A 22,215-nucleotide genomic window follows, 5' to 3' on the forward strand; every position below is an offset into this window, starting at 1 on the left:
GCTTGCGGCGAGGGGCTTTGCTCCCCTAAAGCCGCGGGATGGACAGGGGCGACGCGTTGCAATGGTGGCAGACACGATGGTTCGTGGCGCTCTGCATCTTCATAGCCGTGATTCCGCTGCTCTGGCCGACCATCCCGCCGCTGGTCGACCTGCCGGGGCACATGGGGCGCTACCGCGTCCAGTTCACCTATGACCAATATCCCTTCCTGCGCGAGTGGTATGATTTCCGCTGGAGCCTGATGGGCAATCTCGGCGTCGACCTGCTCGTCATCCCGCTCCACTATGTCTTCGGGCTCGAGCTGGCGGTGAAGCTGGTCGTGATCTCGATTCCCGCGATGACCGTGGCGGGCATGCTGTGGATCGCGCGCGAGGTGCATGGCCGGATCCCGGCGACCGCGCTGTTCGCGCTGCCGCTCGCCTATGCCTTCCCCTTCCATTTCGGCTTCGTCAATTTCGCGCTGTCGATGGCGTTCGCGCTGCTCGCGTTCGGCTGGTGGCTGCGGCTGGCCCGGCTGGGCAAGTTCGTCTTCCGCTCGATGGTGTTCCTGCCGGTCTCGGTGCTGATCTGGGTCTGCCACACCTATGGCTGGGGCCTGCTCGGCGTGCTCGCCTTCTCGGCCGAGCTGATCCGCCAGCACGATCTGCGCCGCAATCCGGAGTTGCCCTGGTACAAGGACATTGTCGGCGGCTGGATCCTGCCCTGCTTCTTCGCGGGCCTGCAGTGCATCGTCCTCGTCCCGCCGGCGGTGATGATGGTCGTGTGGCGCTCGGGCGACCATGTCTCGGGCCAGACCTTCGACATGTTCAACTGGCGCGCGAAGATGCTGTGGATCACCCAGGTCTTCCGCGACCGCTGGCAGCTGTTCGACCTCGCCTCGGTCGGCGTGCTGTTCCTGCTGCTGTTCAAGGCGGTGCGCGATCCGAACATCCAATATTCGCGCAACCTGGCGCTGTCGGCGATCTTCCTGACCCTGGTCTACGCGCTGCTGCCGCGCGTCGTGTTCGGCTCGGCCTATGCGGACATGCGCCTGGTGCCGTTCCTGCTCGCGGTCGGCATCCTCGCGATCCGGCCCAAGCCCGGCCTGTCGATCCGCGGCGCCGCCACCGTCGCGGTACTGGGCATGACGTTCTTCTGCGTGCGCATCGCCGCCACCACCTGGAGCTTCGCGCTCTATAGCGGCACCTATGACCGCGAGCTCAAGGCGCTCGAGCACCTGCCGCAGGGCGCGCGCCTGATCACCTTTGTCGGCGAGACCTGCCGCTATGAGTGGAAGCAGACCCGCCTCCAGCACGTTCCCGCGCTCGCGCTGGAGCGCAAGCTCGCCTATACCAACGACCAATGGTCTATGGCCGGCGGCCAGCTGCTCACCGTGCGCTACGCCGCCGCCAAGCGCTTCGCGCACGATCCCTCGCAGATCGTCACCGACGTGCAGTGCCCGCGCGAATATTGGCGCCCGGTCGCCTGGGCGCTGGCGCGCTTCCCGCGCGACGCGTTCGACTATGTCTGGATGATCGAGACGCCGGCCTACAACCCGCGCTTCGAGCAGGGCCTGATTCCGCTGTGGCGCGACGGATCAAGCGCGCTGTTCAAGATCGATCATTCGGTGCCCGCCCCCGTGATCGAGCCCGGCGAGCTGCCGGTGCCGCGCTGGGAACGCGACATCATCCTGCGCGAAGGCCATGGCGGCGAGAGCCGCCTGCCCGATCCCGAGGCGAGCCCGGTGCCGGAGCCGGAGGAATCGCCGGTGCCTGTCGCCTCGCCCAGTCCGTCGCCGTCTGCCAGCCCGACCCACAAGGCGAAGCACAGGAAGGCAAGGCACTAGCCTGCAAGTCTCCCGTCACCCCGGCCCTGTGCCGGGGTCCACCGGGAGGCGAATCATGGGCAAGAGGTTCGAGCCTATCCGGTGCGGCTTGGTGGACCCCGGAACAAGTCCGGGGTGACGGGAAGGGGGTCGCTTTCCCAACCCCAACCCAAGCGACAGCCCTAGCTACCCGCCCCGCCGGAACGGCGTCAGCTCGCCGAGATATTCCTGCTCCTGCGCCACCGATTCGCGCTCGCGCTCCAGATAATCGGCAACGGCGCGGCGGAAGCCCGGATCGGGAAGATAGTGCGCCGACCAGGTGGTGACAGGGGCATAGCCGCGCGCCAGCTTGTGCTCGCCCTGCGCGCCGGCCTCGACACGCTGCAGCCCGCGCGCGATCGCGGCATCGATCGCCTGATAATAGCAGAGCTCGAAATGGAGGAAGGGCACTTCCTCGGTGCAGCCCCAATAGCGGCCATAGAGCGTGTCGGCGCCGATCAGGTTGAGCGCGCCGGCGATCGGCCGGCCCTCGCGATAGGCGAGGATCAGCAGCACCTTGCCGGCCATCTCGCGGCCGAGCAGCGTGAAGAACTCGCGGGTGAGATAGGGGCGGCCCCATTTGCGGCTGCCGGTGTCCTGGTAGAAGGTCCAGAACACGTCCCAATGCGCCTCGTCGATCTCGCTGCCGGTCAGGTGGCGGATGTCCAGCCCTTGCACCGCCGCGGTGCGCTCCTTGCGGATCGCCTTGCGCTTGCGGCTGGCGAGCACGCCCAGGAATTCGTCGAAGTCGCCATAGCCTTCGTTCGCCCAGTGGAACTGGGTGCCGGCGCGGATCAGCCAGCCGGCCGCCTCGAACAGCGGCAGCTGGGCGTCGTCGAGGAAGGTGACGTGCGCCGAGGACAGCCGGTTCTGGTCGGTCACCGCCTCGATCCCGGCGATCAGCCCGGGGGCCAGCGCCCCGTCGCGCAGCAGCAGGCGCGGGCCGGGCACCGGCGTGAAGGGCACCGCGATCTGCAGCTTGGGATAATATTGGCCGCCCGCCTGCTCCCACGCATCGGCCCAGGCGTGGTCGAAGACATATTCGCCCTGGCTGTGGCTCTTGGCATAGGCCGGGGCGATGGCGGCGGGCACGCCCTGGCCGTCCTCGATCACGATCGGCAGCGATTGCCAGCCGGCGCGCGGGCTCACCGATCCTGAGCGTTCGAGGATCGAGAGGAAGGCGTGGCTGACGAACGGGTTGCGGTCGCCCGCGCAGGCGTCCCAGTCGCCCGGCAGGATCGAGCTGACTCCATCGGCGATGCGGGCGGTCACGGAAGCGGCGGGCACGCAGGACAGATAGGGACGGTGCCCCCGAAAGGGCAATGGGCCGCGCTTGCAATGCAGGATTTCGCCTGCTTGGTTCCCGGTGCCGGCCCCAGGCGGCGCGTAGGAAGCTAGCCCCGCTTCCCGTCGTCCCGGGTGATCCGCACCTCGCGCTGCGGCAGCGCCAGCGTGATGCCATGTTCCTTGAACATCACCCAGAGCCGGTTGAGCACGTCGCTCTTCACATTGCCGACGCCGCTCTCGGGATCGCTGATCCAGGTGAGGATCTCATGCTCCACCCCATTCTCGCCGAATGCCGAGAGGCGGACATTGGTCGGCGGGTCGTTGAGCGCGCGCGGGCTTTCCTTCGCGGCGCGCAGCATCAGTTCCTGGGCGAGCTTGAGGTCGCAGTCATAGGCGACGGTGACGGGAATGCGGACGCGGACGTTGCGATCGGTGTACGACCAATTCTCCACTTCCTGGGTCATCAGGATCTCGTTCGGGATCAGATGCTCCTTGCCGTCGCGGGTGACGACGCTGACCGCGCGGACGCCGATCTTGTTCACCCAGCCGAAGCTGTCGCCGACCACGATCACGTCGCCCGGCTTGATCGAGCGGTCCATCAGCAGGATGATCCCGGCGATCAGATTGCCGATCGTCTTCTGCAGGCCGAAGCCGATCGCCAGGCCGAACGCGCCGGAGAAGACCGCGAAGGCGGTGAGGTCGATGCCCAGCAGGTCGATGCCGACGAAGAAGGCGACCACCACCGCGGCGATCGCGGCGAGCTTCTGGAACAGCAGCTTCTGGGTCGGGTCGAAACCGCGCGCCGTTGCGATCCACTGCGTCAATATGCGGTTGAACAGGCGGACGCCGGCGAAGAGCAGCAATACCGTGATGCTGATGCTGATCAGCGAGAGCAGGGTGAGCCGGCGCGCGCCGATGTCGATGCCGACGCGCTCCAGCGTCTCGCGGGTCGCGGCGAACCCGCCGATCGCGTGGCTGAGGATCGCGGCGAAGGCGATCGCCGCCGCCGTCCAGGCGATCGAGCGCGGCAGGTTGAGGCCGCGCAATACCGCGATGCTGAACATCGCCGCCGCGGCACCGGTGGCGAAGCCCAGGCCGAGCGCCGCCAGCGGGTGCCAGTTCCAGCCGGCGAGGATGATGCCGAGCAGCACCGTCGCGACGCCGTGGCGGATCACCTCGCACACGCGCCCGCTGAACAACGGCCCGTGATCGGCGTCGCGCGACCAATATTCGGCGATCCGCGGCCCGATCCGCCGCCCGGCCAGCCAGCCCAGCGCCAGCGCGGCGATGGCGAGCCCCACGGCGATGCCTGCTTCGCTCAGCTCCGGAGGGGAGGGGAGATTGTGCCCCGCCAGCCAGTCGCCGAACCGCTGCATCATCCCCGGGCATCCCTGAAGGCAGCCAGCCCGCGCTCGAGATCGGCGATCAGGTCTTGGGGATCCTCGAGGCCGATCTGCAGGCGGACCACCGGCCCCTCGGCCTTCCATTCGGTCGCGGTGCGGAAGCGCTGCGGATCGACCGGCAAAGCGAGGCTCTCATAGCCGCCCCAGCTATAGCCGATGCCGAAATGCTCCAGCGTGTCGATCAGCGCCGCGCGCTCCTTCTCGCCGCCGCCGTTCAGCACGAAGGAGAACAGGCCGGCCGCACCCCTGAAGTCGCGGTGGAAGAGTTCATGCCCCGGGCAATCGGGCAGCGCCGGGTGGAGCACCCGCGCGACTTCGGGCCGGGTCTTGAGCCATTCGGCGATCTGCAGCGCGGCGCGGCCATGCTGCTCGAGCCGGATCGCCATGGTCCTGAGGCCGCGCGCGCCCAGCCAGGCGTCGTCGGGGCTCGCGGTCTGGCCGAGCTGGTAGCTGGTGTCGCGCAGCTTCTGATACTTGCCCTCGGCGGCGGTGACCGAACCGAGCATCACGTCCGAATGGCCGACGACATATTTGGTCGCGGCGAGGATGGTATAGTCGATCCCCAGCTGGATCGCCGGGAACAGCAGGGGCGTCGCCCAGGTATTGTCGAGTATCGTGGCGATGCCGCGATCCTTGGCCACCGCGACGATCGCCGGCACGTCCTGCACCTCGAAGGTCAGGCTGCCCGGGCTCTCGAGGAAGATCACTTTGGTGTTCTCGCGGCACAGCGCCGCGATGCCCTCGCCGATCAGCGGATCGTAATAAGTCGTCTCGACCCCCATCCGCTTGAGCAGGCCGTTGGCGAAGTTGCGGGTGGGGTCATAGGCGCTGTCGGGCACCAGCAGGTGATCGCCGGGCGAGAGCAGCGCGAGCAGGGTCGAGACGATCGCGGCGACGCCCGAGGGGTAGAGCAGGGTTGCTTCGGCGCCTGGCTCCAGCTCGGTCAGCGCCTCGGCGAGCGACCATTGGGTCGGCGTGCCGCGCCGGCCGTAGAACAGGCGGTGATGGGTGTCCTTGGCACCGCTCGCGCGCAGGTCCGCGACATTGTCGTAGAGGATCGTCGAGGCGCGCCACACCGGCGGGTTGACGATGCCCTGGGTCCATTCCTTGCGCCGGCCGGCGGAAACGACCTTGGTCTTGTCCTGCTTTTCGCTGCTCATGCCGGGCCCAATGCCTTGGCGGTCTCGGGACGGCTACCCCATTCGGTCCAGCTGCCGTCATAGAGCGCGGCCTCGTTGTCGAGCAGATGCGCGCCGAACGCCAGGATCGCGGCGGTGATGCCCGAACCACAGGTGGTGACCAGCGGCTGGGCAAGGTCGATGCCATGCTCCTCGAACACCGCGCGGATATGCTCGGGCGCCTTCCAGGTGCCGTCGGCATTGAAGAATTTGGGGTAGGGGATGTTCTTCGAGCCCGGGATATGGCCGGCGGCGACCTCGGCACGCGGATCGGCTTCGTCGCCGGTGAAGCGCGCGGCGGAGCGGGCATCGGCGATCTGGCCGGTCTCGGCCTTCATCTCGTGCAGGGTGCGGGCGCGAGCCTTGGGCGCACGGGCCTCGAAATCGCCGGGTTCGGCTTCGTGCGGCCCGTTGGTGCACAACCGGCCTTCCGCCTTCCACTTGGTCATGCCGCCGTCGAGCAGCGCGACATCGACGCCGGCGAGCCGCAGCACCCACCAGGCGCGGCACGAAGTGTGGTGCGGGCCGTTGTCGTAGAGGACGATCGGCGTCTCGGTGTTCGCGCCCAGCGCGCGCAGCCGCTCGGCGATCTTCGCGACGGTCGGCATGGTCGAGGGGAGCGGGCTGTCCTCATCGACCAGCGTGTCGAGATCGAGGAAGCGCGCGCCCGCGATATGCTCGGCCTCGAATTCCGCCCGCGGGCTGCGCGGCGGCGATCCTGGGATCGTCGATGTATAGGTTGCATCGAGCACCAGCACATGATCTGCGCCAGCCAGCCATTCGGTCGTTACGAGCCCGTCCATGGCTCCGTCTCCTAGAAGGATGCAAAGCGCATCGCAAACGCCTACATGGCGGGCATGGACGCCAAGCATCTCGGAAAAACCTCGACCCTTCCCGCCACGCCGGAAGAGGCCGAGCTCGACTATGTGCCCAATCCGCGCAAGGGCACGCGCTATCTCATCCGCTTCGCGGCACCCGAGTTCACCTCGCTCTGCCCGATCACCGGCCAGCCCGATTTCGCGCATCTGGTGATCGACTATGTGCCGAACGACACCATCGTCGAATCCAAGTCGCTCAAGCTGTTCCTGGGCAGCTTCCGCAACCACGGCGCCTTCCACGAGGATTGCACCGTCGGCATCGGCCAGCGGCTGTTCGACGAGATGCAGCCGGAATGGCTCAGGATCGGCGGGTACTGGTACCCCCGCGGTGGTATACCGATCGACGTTTTCTGGCAGTCTGGTGCAGCGCCGGAAGGTGTCTGGGTACCCGATCAGGGGGTGCCGGGCTATCGCGGCCGCGGCTGAACGACACATTTACAAGCTGCAGTGCGAGTCGTATCATGCCGCACTGCAGCATGATGAAACCTTATTGAAAACAGTTGGTTTGGAAGGATGAGCGTGGGGGCAACACGCAATTGAGTTTGCGATAGCGAAAGGAAAGATCGGCGCATGAAAGCCCCGAAAATCCAGCACATCGCGCTGATCGGCAACTTCCTGCCGCGCAAATGCGGCATCGCCACCTACACCACCGATACCCATGCCGCGCTCAAGGCGCGCTTCCCCGAGCTTCGAGTCGACGTCTATGCGATGGACGACCATCCGGGGCGCTACGCCTATCCCGATGTGGTCACCGGCTCGATCCCGCAGCAGGAGCGCCCGGCCTATATCGAGACCGCCCGTCGGATCGAGGCCTCGGGCGCGCAGGCGCTGTGGGTCCAGCATGAATATGGCATCTATGGCGGCCCGGCCGGCGAGCATCTGATCGCGCTGCTCGACCGCCTGTCGATCCCGGTGATCGCGACGCTGCACACGGTGCTGGAGAAGCCCAATCCCGACGAACGCCGCGTGATGGAGGCGCTGCTGCGCCGGGCCTCGCGGGTGATCGTGATGGCCGAGAAGGGCCGCGAGATCCTCAAGCGCGTGCACGGCGCCGACGACAAGAAGATAGCGATGATCCCGCACGGCGTGCCGGACCGTCCCTTCGCCGATCCCGAGGATTTCAAGCCGCGCTTCGGCTGGCAGGGCCGCGAGGTGATCCTCACCTTCGGCCTGCTTGCGCCGAGCAAGGGCATCGAGACGATGATCGAGGCCATGCCGGCGATCGCCGAGGCCCGGCCCGATTCGCTCTATGTGATCCTGGGCGCCACGCACCCCAATCTCGTCGCGCATGAGGGCGAGGCCTATCGCGACCGGTTGAAGGCGCTTGCCGGCGAACTGGGCGTGGCGGAGCATGTCGCGTTCGTCGATGGTTTCGTCGAGCAGGACCAACTGCTCGACTATCTCCAGGCGGCGGACGTCTATGCGACGCCCTATCCCAATCCCGCGCAGATCACCTCGGGGACGCTGTCCTATGCGGTGGCGGTGGGCAAGCCGGTGGTCTCGACCCCCTATATCCATGCGACCGAGATTCTCGGACAGGAGCATGGCGTGCTGGTGCCATTCAACGACAGCGCGGCCTTCGCGCGCGAGATCGGCCGACTGCTCGCCGACAAGGATGCCCGGCTGGCGCTGGCGCATCGCGCCTATGCCCGGGGCAGGACCATGTTGTGGCCGCGCCTTGCCGAGACCGCGATGGACACGCTGGCGAGCATCATCGCCGCCAGGCCGCGGCGCTTCGCCCGGGCCAGCCAGGAGCTCGCGCCGCTCAAGCCGGACCTCGCTGCCGTGGAGCGGATGAGCGATGCCACCGGCATGCTCCAGCACTCGATCTTCTCGGTGCCCGACCGGCGCCACGGCTATTGCATCGACGACAATGCCCGCGCGCTGATCCTGATGTCGAAGATCGACGGGATCGACGAGACGCTGCGCGACAAATGGACGAGCGTCTATGCCGCCTTCGTCCAATATGCCTGGAACCCGGATCTGCGCCGGTTCCGCAACTTCATGAACTTCGACCGGACCTGGTGCGAGGATGTGGGGTCGGAAGACTCGAACGGACGGGCGCTCTGGGCGCTGGGCGTCACTGCGCGCGATGCCAAGGCGCTCAAGCATCGCGACTGGGCGTCGGCACTGTTCGACGCCACCGCCTCGATCGCGCTGGAGCTGGGCAGTCCGCGCGCTCGCGCCTTCGCGATGCTGGGCGCGGCGGCGATGCTCGATGCGCATCCCGGGCATACGCTCAGCCGCGAGATCCTCATGCGCTTCGGCGAGGAGCTGATTGCGCTGCTCGACGGCAATCGCCGGCCCGAATGGAGCTGGTTCGAGATCGTGCTGGCCTATGACAATGCCCGCCTGCCCGAGGCGTTGCTGCGTGCCGGCATGGCGCTGGGTCGCAGCGCGTTCACCAGCGTCGGGCTCGAGACGCTCGAATGGATCGTCGGCCAACAGACTTCGCCCGAGGGCCGCTTCCGCGCCGTCGGCACCGAAAGCTTCGGTCGCGAATATGCCGCGCCGCTCCAGTTCGACCAGCAGCCGCTGGAGGCGCAGGCGACGGTGGAGGCCTGTGTCGCCGCGCATGAAGCGACGGGCGAGCGGCGCTGGGTGGACGAGGCGATGCGTGCCTATCGCTGGTATCTCGGTGCCAACGACCTCGAGCTGCCGCTGGCCAGCGCGCAGGACGGCGGCTGCTTCGACGGGCTGATGCCGCACGGGCTGAACCGCAACCAGGGCGCCGAGTCGATTTTGGCGCTCCAGTTGGCGAATTGTGCGATTTCCGCCCTTTCAAATGCAACCGGAACCGTGGCAACACCGTTACGAGCTGCCGTCGCCTAGGGCTTCAGGCCTGGGCGCCGGTGCGGGAAATGGCTGGGAGCCGGATGCTCGAACTTTTCAATCATGCATTGCGCCTGCGGGCAGATCCCTCCCGCGTGGTGGTCCGCCCGTTCCACATAGCCTGGGCCTCCAACGGGTCGGCGCCGAGCCGGACCGAGCGGCTGGTGAGCGAAGTGCTCGCCATGTCGCCCGGCGCGGCGCGGGCCCAGCTGGAGATCGTGCTCAAGGACTTCGAGGCGCGCCACTGGCAGACGCGGCGCGTGTTCATGACGCGCTATGACGAGATCGAGGGCATGCTCGGGCTCGACGGCAGCCAGATCGGGGACGAGAAGCGCCAGCTGATCGGCGCCTATTTCTGCCACGAGTACAGCTATGCCGCCGCCGCGCTGATGAACCCGAGCGCGGTGCCGCATTACGACCAGACCGGCATGCCGGAGGGGTCGTTGCGCATCCTGATGAGCCTGCGGGCGGTGGGCGAGGGGCATATCTCCTCGGTCGCCTTCCGCGAGGGGATCATCACCGAGAGCAACGAGCTGACCCTGGCGCCCGAGCCGCCCTTCGCCACCGCGGCGGATGCCCGGGAAGAGGATGAGGAGCATGTTCCCGAGGGGCCGGTGACGGTCTATCGCCACCGCGACTCGACGCTCTCCGGCACGGTGATCTTCCCGATCACCAAGGCCCAGTCGAACGGGCTCGAGGACCTGCGCATCACCCATTTCCGCCATGAGGGCGGCGAAGAGGAATGGATCGGCACCTACACCGCCTATAACGGCTCGGTGATCCAGTCCGAGCTGCTGCGTACCCGCGACTGGCGCAGCTTCGACCTGGTGCCGATGTCGGGCAGCGCCAGCCGCAACAAGGGCATGGCGTTGTTCCCGCGCACGGTGAACGGCAAGTACATGATGCTCGGCCGGCAGGACGGCGAGAACATCTTCCTCCATGCCTCGGACGACATCACCCGCTGGGAGGGCGGCGAGCTGCTGATCAAGCCGAAATTCCCCTGGGAGCTGGTCCAGATGGGCAATTGCGGCCCGCCGATCGAGCTCGATGAGGGCTGGCTGATCCTCACCCATGGCGTTGGCGCGATGCGCAAATATTCGATCGGCGCGGCGCTGCTCGACAAGAACGACCCGTCCAAGGTGCTGGCGCGCTCGCCCGAGCCTTTGCTGGCCGCGGCGGACCAGGACCGCGAGGGCTATGTGCCCAACGTCGTCTATACCTGCGGCGCCATCAAGCATGGCGACAAGCTGTTCATTCCGTACGGCGTGGCGGACAGCTCGGTGGCGTTCGGCTTCGTGCCGATCAGCTCGCTGCTCGCCCAGATGGACTGACCTGATTCCCCTCCCGCTTTGCGGGAGGGGTTAGGGAAGGGGCTATCCCGCCCTCACCCACCTCACGCCCTCCCCCGACCCCTCCCGCAAGCGGGAGGGGAGAAGTTTCAGCGATAGTTGGCGACGTCGTCGGCCGGGGTTTCCGGACCGGCGCCCGTCGGCGTGCCGCGGACCAGCTTGCGGGTCATCGCATAGGAGACCGCGATCAGCCCGAAGAACAGGAGCGGCGCGATCCACATCGCGATGCCCTCGAAGCTCTCGGGCATGATCGCCAGCGGCGCGTCGTTGGGCGGGATCGGCGAATTGCGGTTGGCCCAGGCGAGGATGCCCGCGAACGCGACGCCGAACAGCGATTCGCCCACGATAAGCCCGGTGGCCGCCAGCACGCCCATCCGCTCGGCGAACTCGGGATTGGCCTGCTTCTTCGCCCAGCGGTCGTAGAAATGGCCGATCAGCGCGCCGACCGGGATCAGCAGGGTGAGGCCCATCGGCAGATAGATGCCCATGCCGACGGCGAGCGGCGGCAGGCGCATCTTGCCGGTCTTGCCCAGCACTTCGTCGACGACGATCACGCCGACGCCGATCAGCGCGCCGAGCCCGATCAGGTTCCAGTCGATGTCGCCGCCGAGCACGCCCTTGGCGATCGACGAGATCAGCGCGGCCTGGGGTGCGGAGAGCGCATTGGGACCGGCGCCGGGCATGCCGACAAAGCCGAGCGTGTTCTTGAGCAGGTCGAGCACCAGCGGAATAGCGAGCGAGCCGAACACCACGCCGAGGATCAGCGCGAGCTGCTGCTTCCACGGCGTCGCGCCGACCAGCTGCCCGGTCTTGAGGTCCTGGAGATTGTCGTTCGAGATGGTCGCGATCGAGAAGATGATCGCGGTGGTGAACAGCGCATAGGCGATCAGTGCATTGGTGCGCGACGGATCGGCCTCGTGCCCGAACACCGCGACGAGCAGCAGCGAGGCGCCGAGCACGGCGAGGATGCCGACGCCCGAGACCGGCGAGTTAGACGCACCGATCAGGCCGGCCATGTAGCCGCAGATTGCCGCGATCATCACGCCGACGATCAGGACATAGGCGAGCGAGCCGCCGATCACTGCGATCGGATGGTCGTGCACCGGGCCGCCGGCCGAGAAGGTCCAGAGCAGCCAGGCGATGGGGATCAGCGTGGCGAGGGTGATCAGCGCAACGATGCCGATCGGCATGTCGCGCTCGGTGATGTCGAGCGCCTGGCCGCCCTGGCGGGCGCGCGAGGCGGCGAGGGCGGAGCGCAGGCCGGCGATGATCGGGCCGATGATCTTGAGCAGCGACCAGATCGCGGCGACGCCGATCGTGCCGGCGCCGATGAAGCGGACCTGGCCGCGGAAGGTGGAGCCGACCAGCGCGTCGATCGCGCTCATGTCTCCGCCCGAGGCGAAATAGGGCACCAGCACGGTCCAGGAGATCAGCATGCCGAAGAACATCGCGGCGCCGACCGAGATGCCGACGAGATGGCCGACGCCGATCAGCAGCATCGACCAGCTGGTCGACCAGCCGGTAGCGGTGCCGCCGACGGCGAAATTCTTGCCCGCCTCTTCGGCGACCAGCTTCATCTTGGCGAGCAGCGCGAACAGGCCGGAGAAGAGCGTGCCGATCACCAGCGTGCGCAGGCCCTTGGCATTCTCCGCATCGCCGGCACCCGAACCCGAGCCGACCTTGAGCACTTCGGCGGCGGCGACGCCTTCGGGATAGGGCAGGTCGGTGCCGGTGACGAGCGCACGGCGCAGCGGCACCGAGAACATCACGCCGAGCACGCCGCCGGTGATGCATACCGCCACCGTGGTCCAATAGGGGAAGCCCGACCACCAGCCGACCATGATCAGGCCGGGCAGCACGAACACGATGGCGGCGAGGGTGCCCGCGGCGGACGCGATCGTCTGGACGATGTTGTTCTCGAGGATCGTGCCGCTCTTGAACGCCTTGAGGATCGCCATCGAGACGACCGCGGCGGGGATCGAGGTGGCGAAGGTGAGGCCGACCTTGAGGCCGGCATAGACGTTGGCAGCGGTGAACAGGATGGTGATCAGCGCGCCGAGGAGGATTCCCCGGAGGGTGAGCTCGGCCATCGGGCGGGGCGATTCGCCAGTCTTTTCGGGGCTCATCGGCTCAGATCTCCGCGCGGAAGTTCACTAAGTTCACGACATGCACGCGCGATCGCGTGCCCGTGCGCGAGGCGCCAGGGGCGGCGACGAGCTTGGTAAGGAATGCATTGGTCATCGGTGGAGCGTGGCATTTGCGCGCCGTGTAGGACAGCATTTTTTGACGCGCAGTTGATTCGAATAACCAATTGGTTATGAGTCCCCACATGGAGCCGACTGCCCCTTCCGCTGCCGATGCGCTGTTCCGCGCGCTGGGCGATCCCACCCGACGCGCCCTGTTCGAGCGGCTGGCACAGTCGGAGCTGACCGTGCGGGCGCTGACCGACGGGGCGGGGATCTCGCAGCCGGCGGTGTCCAAGCATCTCGCGGTGCTGAAGGGCGCCGGGCTGGTGCTCGACCGGCCGCAGGGCCGCGAGACGCATTACCGCGCCAATCCGCGGGGGCTGGCGCCCCTGCTCGACTGGATGCGACTGCACGAGAATTTATGGGCCGACAGCTTCGACCGGCTCGAGGACCTGCTCAAGAGGATGGACCAATGACCGAGACGCGCACTTTGGTGATGGAGCGCGAATTCCCCCATCCGCCCGAGCGGCTGTGGCGGGCGATCACCCAGCCGCACCTGATCGCCGAATGGCTGCTGCCCAACGACTTCGCGGCGGAGCAGGGGCACCACTTCACCCTGCAGAGCCCGGGCGCGCCGGGCTGGAGCGGGCGGATCGATTGTGCGGTGCGCGAGATCGATCCCGGCCGGCAGCTCTCCTATAGCTGGGACACGGGCGGGGGCGAGGAAGCGATGCCGCGCTTCGAATCGGTGGTGACGCTGACGCTCGAGCCGGTCGCCGGCGGCACCAGGCTGCGGATGGAGCAGACCGGGTTCACCAATGCGAACAACTATGGTGGCGCGCGCTTTGGGTGGGGCAAGTTCCTGGAGCGGCTGGAAGGGGTTGTTGCGGGGTTGGAGCAATAACCGTCATCCCGACGAAAGTCGGGATCTCGTGCCGTATCGCGCCTTCGCCTGAGATCCCGGCTTTCGCCGGGATGACGTAAAGGGGGGAGTTGAGACGAGCCACCGTCCTGCTACGCTTCCCCCATGAACACGGGAACCGAGACGGCGCAGCGCGCCGCGCGACTGGCGCTGGTGGGGGGGCTGCTTCTGGTCGGCCTATGGGTGGCGCATGGCTTCGTGCCGGCATTGCTCTGGGCGGTTGTGCTGACCATCGCAGTCGACCCGCTGCACCTCAGGCTGCGCGCCTGGATGAAGGGGACGCACCGGATCGTCATCCCGCTGATCATCACCCTGATTGCGGCGCTGGTCGTGCTGGTGCCGCTCGGCTTCGGCATCACCCAGGCGCTGCGCGAGGCGCATGACATCTCGAGCTGGATCGGCCAGGCCCAGGCACAGGGCGTGCCGGTGCCCGACTGGGTCGCGCGCCTGCCCTTCGGCGCCGATGCGGTGCGTGACTGGTGGCAGACCCATCTCGCCCGGCCCGAGGATGCCGCCGAGCAGCTCCGCATGCTGAGCGGCGGCGAGTGGCTGGCGCATTCCCGGGCGATCGGCGCCAATGTCGCGCATCGCGGCGTGGTGTTCGGCTTTACCTTGCTCACCCTGTTCTTCGTGCTGCGCGACCGCGACGCGCTGCTCGAGCAGGGCCGGCGCGCGGTGCTCAAGCTGTTCGGCCCGGCGGGCGAGCGGGTGGGGACGCAGGCGATCCGATCGGTGCGTGGGACGATCGACGGTCTGGTGCTGGTCGGCCTGGGCGTCGGCGCGCTGATGGCGGTGGTCTACCTGGTCGCGGGCGTGCCGCATCCGCTGCTGCTCGGCGCGGCGACGGCGATCGCGGCGATGATCCCGTTCGGCGCGCCGCTGATCTTCGCGCTCGCCGCGGTGCTGCTGCTGCTCCAGGGATCGGTGGTGGGCGCCGTCGTGGTAGTGGCGATCGGCGCGGCGATCATCTTCGTCGCCGACCATTTCATCCGCCCGGCGATGATCGGCGGGGCGACCCAGCTGCCGTTCCTCTGGGTGCTGATCGGCATCCTGGGCGGGGTCGAGACGCTCGGCCTGCTCGGGCTGTTCATCGGGCCGGCGGTGATGGCGGTGCTGGTGATGCTGTGGCGGGAGTTTCTGGCGGTGACGGGGGCGGAGGTAGCGGCAAACTAAAAGCCCTCTCCCTTTGGGAGAGGGTTGGGTGAGGGCAGCTTCCAGCGAGCGTCGCGGTTTGAGGCGCGCCTACCCTCATCCTTCCCACCGCCTTCGGCGGCGGGCCCCTTCCTTCTCCCAATGGGAGAAGGAGATTCCTACCGCCCCTTGAACAACCCGCCGAGCACGCCGCGGACCAGTCCGCCGAGGATGCTCGCGCCGGCGCCGCTCTTCTTGCCGAACACCGCCTTGGAGACTTCGTTCGCCACGGCGCGGCCCGCCGCCGAGGAGGCGGAGCGGGTGGCCGAGGTGATCGCCCGGTTCCACGGGTTGTTCGCCGCCTCGCGTTCCGCTGCCTTCTGGGCCTGGGCATCGAGACGGGCCTGGCGATCGGCGTCGCGCTGGGCGGCGAGGCGCTGGCGCTCGGCTTCCTTGGCGAGGCGGGCATCCTCCTTGGCCTGGGCGGCGGCGGCCTTTTCGGCCTCGTCCTGCGCCTTGGCCTCGGCAGCGGCGGCGGATGCCTCGGCCGACTTGGCGGCGAGCAGCTCCTCGGCCGATTCGCGGTCGATCAGCGTGTCGTACTTCGAACCGATCGCATCGGTCTGGATCAGGATCTTGCGCTCGTCGGGCGTGACCGGGCCGACGCGCGACGCCGGCGGGCGGATCAGCGTGCGCTGCACCGGGCTCGGTGCACCATCGTCCTGCAGCACCGAGACCAAGGCCTCGCCGACCTTGAGCTCGGTGATCACCGTCTCGACATCAACATCGGGATTGGCGCGGAAGGTGGTCGCGGCCGCCTTCACTGCCTGCTGGTCGCGCGGGGTGAAGGCGCGCAGGGCATGCTGGACGCGGTTGCCGAGCTGGCCGGCGATCGTGTCGGGCACGTCGATCGGGTTCTGGGTGATGAAATAGACGCCGACGCCCTTGGAGCGGATCAGGCGCACGACCTGCTCGATCTTGTCGAGCAGCGCCTTGGGCGCATCGTCGAACAGCAGATGCGCCTCGTCGAAGAAGAAGGCGAGCTTGGGCTTGTCGGGATCGCCGACTTCGGGGAGCGATTCGAACAGGGCGGAGAGCAGCCAGAGCAGGAAGGTGGCGTAGAGCTTGGGCGACGCCATCAGCTTGTCGGCGGCGAGGATATTGACGACGCCGCGGCCCTTGTCGTCTAGCCCGAGGAAATCCTCCATCGACAGCGCCGGCTCGCCGAAGAAATTGGCGCCGCCCTGGCTGCGGAGCTGGAGCAGCGCGCGCTGGATCGCGCCGACCGACTGCTTCGAGACATTGCCATAGCTGGCGGTCAGCTCGTCGGCCCGCTCGGCGCAATGGGCGAGCATCGATTGCAGGTCGTCGAGGTCGAGGAGGAGGAGGCCGTCCTTGTCGGCGACGGTGAAGGCGATGGTCAGCACGCCTTCCTGCACTTCATTGAGGTCCATCAGCCGGGCGAGGAGCAGCGGGCCCATCTCCGAGATGGTGGTGCGGATCGGGTGGCCCTGCTCGCCGTACAGGTCCCAGAACTGCACGGGCGTGTCGGCATAGGCCCAGTCGGCGAGGCCGATCTCGGCGGCGCGGGCCTTGAAGATCTCGTGCGTCTTGGCGGTGGGGGAGCCGGCCATGGCGAGGCCGGACAGGTCGCCCTTCACGTCCGCCACGAAACAGGGGACGCCGGCACTCGACAGGCCCTCGATGATCCCCTGGATCGTCACCGTCTTGCCGGTGCCGGTGGCGCCGGCGATCAGCCCGTGGCGGTTGGCGCGCCGAAGGACCAGGGACTGCGGGTTGGCGCCGCCGGTGCCCGCGCCAATGAAGATGCCCGTTTCTCCCGCCATGTCCGATCTCCTGATTTGGGAGACCGGAATAGAGGAGAAACGGGCATTCGTCAGCCCGATTGGGCCGCCTTTTGAGGTTGGGAGCCAACCCTGACCCGGGGACCAACCCCGTCACCCCGGCCTTGTGCCGGGGTCCACCGGGAGGCGGGCGACAGGATAGAGGCTGTAGGCCAGCCGTCGAAGCACCGTGGACCCCGGCACAAGGCCGGGGTGACGCAGTATTTGACGGGCTCGCCCTGTACCGCCTTTAGTTGATGCCGACCGACACGAAGCGGCCGAGCGCGCGGCGCTGGACCCAGAGCAGGACGTTGGTCTTGCCCGCGGCCTTGGCGGCGCCGACCTGCTTGGCGACGTCCGCCGCGCTGGTGACGGGCTGGCGGTTCACCGTGGTGATCACGTCGCCGCGCGCCAGACCCTTGCCGGCCGCGTCGCTGGCCGGGCTGACCTGGAGCACGACCACACCGGTGGTGCCCGGGGTGACGCCGACGCTCTGGGCGATCTGCGGGGTGAGCGGAGTGACCTGCACGCCGAGCGAGGCCGCGGCCATCGTCTCGCTGTCGCCGCCCGGAGCCGGCGAATTCTCGTCGTTCGGATCGAACTGGGCGAGCTGCTCCTCGGGCGGTCGGGTGCCGACGACGAGGTTCAGGGTCATGCGCTTGCCGTCGCGGTAGAGCTCGAGCGGGATTCGGGTGCCCGGCTTCACGTTGGCGACGAGATAGGACAGCGTCTGGTCCGGCGTGACGTCGCGGCCGTCGACCTTGACGATCACGTCGCCCTGCTTGAGCCCGGCCTTCTCCGCCGGCTGGCCCGGCTCGATGCGGGCGACGACGGTGCCCTGGCCCTTGGGCACGCCCAGGCCGTCGGCGATGTCGTCGGTCAGGTCCTGCATGCCGATGCCGAGATAGCCGCGAGCGATCTTCTGGCCCTTCATCAGCGTGTCGATGACCGGCTTGGCCTCTTCGGCGGGGATCGCGAAGCCGATGCCGACATTGCCGCCGGTCGGCGACAGGATCTGCGAGTTGATGCCGATGACGTTGCCGTTCAGGTCGAACATCGGGCCGCCCGAATTGCCGCGGTTGATCGAGGCGTCGGTCTGGATGAAGCGGTCATAGGCGCCGCCCGAGCCGGTGACGCGGTGCACGGCCGAGACGATGCCGGCGGTGACCGAGCCGCCCAGGCCGAACGGGTTGCCAATCGCGACGACCCAGTCGCCGACGCGCGCCGCGGTCGAATCGCCGAACTTCACGAAGGGCAGGTTGGCGCCTTCGATCTTGAGCACGGCGAGGTCCGACTGCGCGTCGTTGCCGATCAGCTTGGCCTTGAACTCGCGCTTGTCGGGCAGGGTGACGGTGATCGATTCGACCGTGGCGCCGCGGGCGCCGGCCGAGATGACGTGGTTGTTGGTCACGACATAGCCGTCGGCCGAGATGATGAAGCCCGAGCCGAGCGATTCGGCCTGGCGGGTCACCGGCTGGTTGCCGCCGCCGAACGCCTCGAACGGGGTGCCGGCGAACGGATTGGCGTTCATCGTCACGCGCTGGGTGGTCGAGATGTTGACCACTGCCGGCTGCAGCCGGGCGACCATGTCGGCGAAGCTCATCGGCGCGCCGGCCTTGGGCGCGGTCGCCTGGATCGCGCCGGGCTCGTTCTGCGCGGTCTGCGCGCCGGCCGGCTGGTTGAGCGTCATCGTCGCGGCGGCGCCGCTCAGCAGGATGGCGGTAGTTAGGGCGTAGGCATAACGCACGTGAGTCGGTCCTCTCAGACGAAGGAAAAGCGTTCGAAACGGATTTTTGCGCCGAAATGCTGAACGGCGATTGAATATGAACGGATCGACAGCGTCATCGTTGCCCCATGAACTCCTTCAGATAGCTATTCTGCGGAGACAGGATGACCGAAGTCTCGCCCTTGGCGGGATCGTTGTTGAGGAACGTCGTCCGGTACGAACGCATCGCGCGCCAGAAATTGTAGAAGTCGGCATCCTTGTTGAACGCCTGGGCATAGATCTGGGCGGCCTGGGCATCGGCATTGGCGCGGATGATCTGCGCGTCCTTCAGGCCCTGCGCCTCGATCGTCTTGGCTTCCTGGTTGCGCGCGGTGCGCATCCGCTCGAGCGCGCTGTCGAGCGGCGAGCCCGAGGGGAGCTCGGTCTGCTTGATCCGCACGTCGACGATCGACACGCCATATTGCCCGGCGAGCTGCTGGAGCGAGTTCTGGATATTGTCCATCACCTGGCCGCGCTCCGGGCTGAGCAGGATCGCCGAGGGACGCTTGCCGAGCTCGTTGCGCAGCGCCGAGCGGAACAGCGGCTGGAGCTGGTCGCGCGCCCGGTCCTCGGTGCCGATCGAGACGACCATCTTGAGCGGATCGGTGACGCGGAAGCGCGCATAGGCGTCGATCTGCAGGCGGAGCTGGTCGGTCGACAGCACCGGCTCGTTGGGCAGGTCGACCGATAGCACGCGCTTGTCGACCCAGACGATCCGGTCGAAGAACGGAATCCGCACGATCGGGCCGGCATTGGTGCGGCCGAACTGCTCGCCCTCGTGCCACTGATTGACGGTACGATAGGGCTTTTCGAGCCGCAGGATCACCGCCTGCTTGGTCTCGGGCACGATCGCGACGGTGCTCATCACCACGATGAGCAGGATGATCACCGATACGGCGATGCCGATGGGGCTGCGCAGCCAGGTCATTTCTGGTCTCCCTGCTGGGCCTTGCCCGCATCGGGGCGAATCCCCGGCAGCGGCAGATAGGGGGTGACGCCGGGCGCCTCGACGATCGTCTTGTTGGTACGCGCGAGCACCTGTTCCATCGTCTCGTAATAGAGACGGCGGCGGGTGACTTCGGGCGCGGCCTTGTACTGTTCGTAGATCTTGTCGAACTCGGCGGCCTCGCCCTGCGCGACGGCGATCACCTGCTGGGCATAGCCATTGGCGTTGTTGCGGGCGCCCTGCGCGCCCTGCTGCGCGGCCTGGACCGCCTTGAAGGCGTCATCGACCTGCTCGGGCGCCGCGGCCTTGGTCAGCGCGACGCTCTGGATGCGGATGCCCGAATGATATTCGTCGAGGATCTTCTGCATTCCCGCCTGCACATCGGACGAGATGCGGCCCTGGCCCTCGCCGATCGCCTCGTTGAGCGTGGTCGTCGCGATCACCGCGCGCATCGCGCTCTCGGCGGTGTCCTTCACTGTCTCGGTCGGGTCCTTGATCTGGAAGGAATAGTCGGCGGCGTCCGCGATGTACCAGTTCACCGAATAGGAAAGATCGACGATGTTCTGATCGCCGGTGAGCATCAGATTGGCGCCGCTCTCGGGGAATTTCAGCGTCCGTACGCTGCCGACATCGACGACGTCGACGAGCTGGAACGGCGCCGGCAGCGTCGGCTGGATGCCCGAGCCGAGCGTGCCGCTGTAGCGGCCGAGCGTGGTCACCACGCCGCGCTCGCGCGGGCCGATCACGTGGAAGCTGGTGAAGATCACCCAGATGGCAAGCAGGCCGGCGATGACCAGCATCCACAGCCGGGCGCCGCCCGGGAAGGGCAGGCCGCCACCGCCGCCGACGCGCCGCAGCAGGTCGTCGAACGGACCGTTGCCGCCGCCATTACCACCGCCGCCTCCGCCACCGGGCCGGGGGCGCCGCCCCTCGGGCGGGAAAGACCAGGGGTTGCGGGGACCGGAGCCGCCGCCGGAGCCGCCCTTGCCATCGCCCGAGCCGCCGCCATTACCGCCGCTGCCCGAGCCCCAGGGGCTCTTGGGAGCCTCGTTATGCAAGTTGCCGGCGTTGTTCAGCCAGCCAAAGAGGTTTGCCATTCAGCCTTTATAAGGGCGCCTACGCGGATTTACAGTGGCGCGCGGCGATTGTGCGCCTATCTGGCACGCGATGACCGATACCGAAGCCCTGAGCGCCGCGCTCGCCCCCATCGCCGCCGGCCGCGCCACTGCCCGTCTCGAGGGATCGCGTGCCTCGATCGTGCTCGACGTGACCGGCCTGGCCGAGGGTACGCGCGAGGAGCTCGAGGCCGATATCCGCCGCGTGGCGGGAGCGCTGCCCGGGATCGAGGAAGTGCGCGTGCTGATGACCAGCGAGCGCCGCACCCGGCGGCTGATCGCGGTGGCGAGCGGCAAGGGTGGCGTGGGCAAGTCCACCGTCGCCGCGAATCTGGCGATCGCGCTCCAGCGCAGGGGCCGCAAGGTCGGGCTGGTCGACGCCGATATCTATGGCCCGTCCCAGCCGCGGCTGCTCGGGGTCGAAGGGGTGAAGCCCCAGGCGCGTGATAAAGTGTTGCTGCCGGTCCAGACCCGGTTCGGCGTGCCGATGCTGTCGATGGGCGGGCTGGTCGCCGAGGGGCAGGCGATCGCCTGGCGCGGGCCGATGGCGGGCGGTGCGCTCGGCCAGCTGGTCGATGCAGATTGGGGCGAGACCGACCTGCTCGTGCTCGACCTGCCGCCGGGCACCGGCGACGTGCAGCTGACGATGATCCAGAAGCACAAGCCGGCGGGCGCGGTGATCGTCTCGACCCCGCAGGATCTGGCGCTGATCGACGCGACGCGCGCGATCGACCTGTTCAACAAGGCCGGCATTCCGGTGATCGGCCTGATCGAGAACATGTCGGGCTATGCCTGCCCGCATTGCGGCGAAGTCTCCGACCCGTTCGGTGCGGGCGGCGCCGAGGCGGCGGCGGCGAAGCTCGGTATTCCGTTCCTCGGCCGCGTGCCGCTCGAGATGGCGATCCGCGTCGCGTCCGATGCCGGCGAGCCGCCCGCGGCAGGGAACGGGCCGGAGGGCGAAGTGTTTGCCGGACTGGCAGGACAGGTGGACGACTGGCTGAGGAGATAACCCATGCCGCTGACGCGTGACGAGGACATCAAGGCGCTGCTCGAAAGCGTGCGCACCATTGCGCTGGTCGGCGCATCCGACCGGCCGGACCGGCCGAGCTATGGCGTGATGGCCTTTCTCCAGCGGCAGGGATACCGGGTGATCCCGGTCAATCCGCAGATCACCGGCGAGCATGTGCACGGCGAGTTCGTGTTCCGCGAGCTTGCGCAGATCGGCGAGCAGATCGACCTGGTCGACATCTTCCGCCGTCCGATGGCGGCCGGGGAGGCGGTGGACGAGGCGATCGCCGCGGGCGCCAAGGCCGTGTGGATGCAGCTCGGCGTGATCAACGAGGAGGCTGCGGCGCGCGCCGAGGCGGCGGGGCTGAAGGTAGTGATGGACCGCTGCCCGGCGATCGAGATCCCGCGGCTGGGCGTGGCGGCGGTCGCTTAGGCCGACTTCCGTCAAATTCTCGTCACCCCGGCCTTGTGCCGGGGGCCACCAAGCCTTTAAGACTGCGATTGGGCTTCTTGTCTGGCCCTCGCCTCCC

At 67.8% G+C, this 22,215-nt stretch carries 18 protein-coding genes; 9 read left to right on the plus strand and 9 right to left on the minus strand.

Annotated features, from left to right (window positions below; translation table 11 throughout):
* Positions 1-38: 38 nt before the first annotated feature.
* Positions 39-1,823: a hypothetical protein gene (locus J2W22_RS05445; protein WP_307117237.1), complete on the plus strand. Its 1,785-nt coding sequence runs from the start codon at positions 39-41 to the stop codon at positions 1,821-1,823.
* A gap of 165 nt (positions 1,824-1,988) precedes the next feature.
* On the opposite strand, the gene J2W22_RS05450 is transcribed toward J2W22_RS05445, so the two are convergent.
* The 4 genes from J2W22_RS05450 to J2W22_RS05465 form a co-directional block, all read right to left on the minus strand.
* Entirely contained in the window at positions 1,989-3,128 is a 1,140-nt protein-coding gene (locus tag J2W22_RS05450) for a GNAT family N-acetyltransferase (RefSeq protein ID WP_307117238.1), read from the minus strand.
* 107 nt (positions 3,129-3,235) lie between these two features.
* On the minus strand, positions 3,236-4,507 hold the full coding sequence (locus tag J2W22_RS05455; protein ID WP_307117239.1) for a mechanosensitive ion channel family protein: 1,272 nt from the start codon (positions 4,505-4,507) through the stop codon (positions 3,236-3,238).
* On the minus strand, positions 4,504-5,691 hold the full coding sequence (gene metC, locus J2W22_RS05460) for a cystathionine beta-lyase (RefSeq protein WP_307117240.1): 1,188 nt from the start codon (positions 5,689-5,691) through the stop codon (positions 4,504-4,506). Before metC ends, J2W22_RS05455 begins: the two co-directional genes overlap by 4 nt.
* Entirely contained in the window at positions 5,688-6,512 is an 825-nt protein-coding gene (locus tag J2W22_RS05465; protein ID WP_307117241.1) for a sulfurtransferase, read from the minus strand. The genes metC and J2W22_RS05465 overlap by 4 nt, the downstream gene beginning before the upstream one ends.
* A 54-nt stretch (positions 6,513-6,566) precedes the next feature.
* On the opposite strand from J2W22_RS05465, the gene queF reads away from it, so the two are divergent.
* From queF to J2W22_RS05480, 3 genes are all read left to right on the plus strand, one after another.
* Positions 6,567-7,013, plus strand: a complete 447-nt coding sequence (gene queF, locus J2W22_RS05470) for a preQ(1) synthase (protein ID WP_307117994.1) — start codon at positions 6,567-6,569, stop codon at positions 7,011-7,013.
* Positions 7,014-7,157: 144 nt separating this feature from the next.
* The gene (locus tag J2W22_RS05475; RefSeq protein ID WP_307117242.1) at positions 7,158-9,419 is read left to right on the plus strand and encodes a glycosyltransferase family 4 protein; all 2,262 of its coding nucleotides are present in this window, start codon (positions 7,158-7,160) and stop codon (positions 9,417-9,419) included.
* Positions 9,420-9,463: 44 nt separating this feature from the next.
* Positions 9,464-10,750 carry a glycoside hydrolase family 130 protein gene (locus J2W22_RS05480; RefSeq protein WP_307117243.1) on the plus strand — a complete coding sequence of 429 codons (1,287 nt, stop codon included), beginning with the start codon at positions 9,464-9,466 and terminating at the stop codon, positions 10,748-10,750.
* Positions 10,751-10,857: 107 nt separating this feature from the next.
* Here J2W22_RS05480 and J2W22_RS05485 read toward each other — a convergent pair whose 3' ends face one another.
* A complete protein-coding gene (locus J2W22_RS05485; protein ID WP_307117244.1) occupies positions 10,858-12,894 on the minus strand; it encodes an OPT family oligopeptide transporter in 2,037 nt (678 codons plus the stop codon).
* 203 nt (positions 12,895-13,097) lie between these two features.
* Between J2W22_RS05485 and J2W22_RS05490 the strand changes: the two genes are divergently transcribed.
* The 3 genes from J2W22_RS05490 (at position 13,098) to J2W22_RS05500 (ending at position 15,049) form a co-directional block, all read left to right on the plus strand.
* A complete protein-coding gene (locus J2W22_RS05490; protein ID WP_307117245.1) occupies positions 13,098-13,430 on the plus strand; it encodes an ArsR/SmtB family transcription factor in 333 nt (110 codons plus the stop codon).
* Positions 13,427-13,858: an SRPBCC family protein gene (locus J2W22_RS05495; protein ID WP_307117246.1), complete on the plus strand. Its 432-nt coding sequence runs from the start codon at positions 13,427-13,429 to the stop codon at positions 13,856-13,858. Before J2W22_RS05490 ends, J2W22_RS05495 begins: the two co-directional genes overlap by 4 nt.
* A 123-nt stretch (positions 13,859-13,981) precedes the next feature.
* Positions 13,982-15,049, plus strand: a complete 1,068-nt coding sequence (locus J2W22_RS05500; RefSeq protein ID WP_307117247.1) for an AI-2E family transporter — start codon at positions 13,982-13,984, stop codon at positions 15,047-15,049.
* 137 nt (positions 15,050-15,186) lie between these two features.
* Here the strand turns inward: J2W22_RS05500 and J2W22_RS05505 are convergent, their stop codons facing one another.
* The 4 genes from J2W22_RS05505 to hflK all read right to left on the minus strand — a co-directional run bounded on the left by J2W22_RS05505 (position 15,187) and on the right by hflK (position 20,659).
* Positions 15,187-16,854: a helicase HerA-like domain-containing protein gene (locus J2W22_RS05505; protein ID WP_307117248.1), complete on the minus strand. Its 1,668-nt coding sequence runs from the start codon at positions 16,852-16,854 to the stop codon at positions 15,187-15,189.
* Between the two features lie 247 nt (positions 16,855-17,101).
* A complete protein-coding gene (locus J2W22_RS05510) occupies positions 17,102-18,598 on the minus strand; it encodes a Do family serine endopeptidase (protein WP_373422941.1) in 1,497 nt (498 codons plus the stop codon).
* 94 nt (positions 18,599-18,692) lie between these two features.
* Positions 18,693-19,544 (minus strand): protease modulator HflC, encoded by an 852-nt coding sequence (hflC, locus tag J2W22_RS05515; protein ID WP_307117249.1) that lies wholly within the window; start codon positions 19,542-19,544, stop codon positions 18,693-18,695.
* The gene (gene hflK, locus J2W22_RS05520) at positions 19,541-20,659 is read right to left on the minus strand and encodes a protease modulator HflK (protein ID WP_307117250.1); all 1,119 of its coding nucleotides are present in this window, start codon (positions 20,657-20,659) and stop codon (positions 19,541-19,543) included. Before hflK ends, hflC begins: the two co-directional genes overlap by 4 nt.
* Before the next feature lie 70 nt (positions 20,660-20,729).
* On the opposite strand from hflK, the gene J2W22_RS05525 reads away from it, so the two are divergent.
* Positions 20,730-21,686: a P-loop NTPase gene (locus tag J2W22_RS05525; protein WP_307117251.1), complete on the plus strand. Its 957-nt coding sequence runs from the start codon at positions 20,730-20,732 to the stop codon at positions 21,684-21,686.
* A gap of 3 nt (positions 21,687-21,689) precedes the next feature.
* Entirely contained in the window at positions 21,690-22,118 is a 429-nt protein-coding gene (locus tag J2W22_RS05530) for a CoA-binding protein (RefSeq protein WP_307117252.1), read from the plus strand.
* The last annotated feature ends 97 nt before the right edge of the window (positions 22,119-22,215 follow it).

The sequence above is a fragment of the Sphingomonas kyeonggiensis genome, assembly GCF_030812785.1.
Taxonomy (GTDB): Bacteria; Pseudomonadota; Alphaproteobacteria; order Sphingomonadales; family Sphingomonadaceae; genus Sphingomonas; species Sphingomonas kyeonggiensis_B.